Origin of the sequence: Arsenophonus sp. ENCA (assembly GCF_002287155.1) — a bacterium.
GTDB lineage: Bacteria > Pseudomonadota > Gammaproteobacteria > Enterobacterales > Enterobacteriaceae > Arsenophonus > Arsenophonus nilaparvatae.
Window position 1 is genome coordinate 1 of the sequence record NZ_NHNG01000770.1, and the last position, 739, is coordinate 739.

At 38.8% G+C, this 739-nt stretch carries 2 protein-coding genes; one reads left to right on the plus strand and one right to left on the minus strand.

Translation table 11 applies throughout. The features are described 5' to 3' along the window. Positions 1–148: 148 nt before the first annotated feature. Positions 149–397, plus strand: coding sequence for a transposase (locus tag CBG25_RS19885; RefSeq protein ID WP_290608805.1), 249 nt, complete (start codon positions 149–151; stop codon positions 395–397). A 37-nt stretch (positions 398–434) separates the two neighbouring features. On the opposite strand, the gene CBG25_RS19890 is transcribed toward CBG25_RS19885, so the two are convergent. Continuing rightward, on the minus strand, positions 435–739 hold a 305-nt coding region (locus tag CBG25_RS19890), incomplete at its 5' end, for a transposase family protein (RefSeq protein ID WP_290603625.1).

Genomic DNA, 739 nt, shown 5'->3' on the forward strand with positions numbered 1-739 from the left:
ACTGCTTACTTGCAAGAATATTTTATAGATATCTTTAATGCATGGATAACCGGACAAAATATGAACATCCTGATTTTTTCTTGTTTTTAAATTTATACTTCTTTTTTAGAGACTGCGAAACTCGTGTCTTGCTAAAAAAAGAGGGATCATGCCAGAAGCGGTAGTGATGGATGCCTGGTATTCTAGCCTAGATAATCTGAAATCAATTCGCTCTCATGGTTGGGTCTGGGTAACCACGCTGAGGAAAAACAGGATTGTTAACCATAATAAACAACTGAACAAGTTAGACATCTCAGAAGAAGGAACTCCAATACACTTACGAGGCTACGGTTGGGTGACTGTTTTCAAATTTACAGCCAAAAACGGCCGTATTGATTACATAAAGCGTGTTGCTTAATAGTGAAATAAGGGTGTTTCGGTGATTGAAGTAAATTTTACGCTGTTCTGAGATGGAAATTCCAAAGACCTGCGCTAAGGAGTAAGAAGGTATCATCAATAAAGGGTCTACGATTCCGTAAAATTTGGGTCATGCAACCGAGGCGCTTGATACCCGCGATGGCGTGTTCAACTGTAATACGGATGCCCGAGATTATTTTATTTTCTTGTTTTTGTTCAGGCGATAAAGGTCTTTTTCGAGTTCCTTTTTTTGGGATTTGTGTATTAGGATGCTGTTTATCTATACCTTGAAAACCGGTATCTGCCCAGATGGTTACCTCAGGAGGAATATGGCGAATTATAT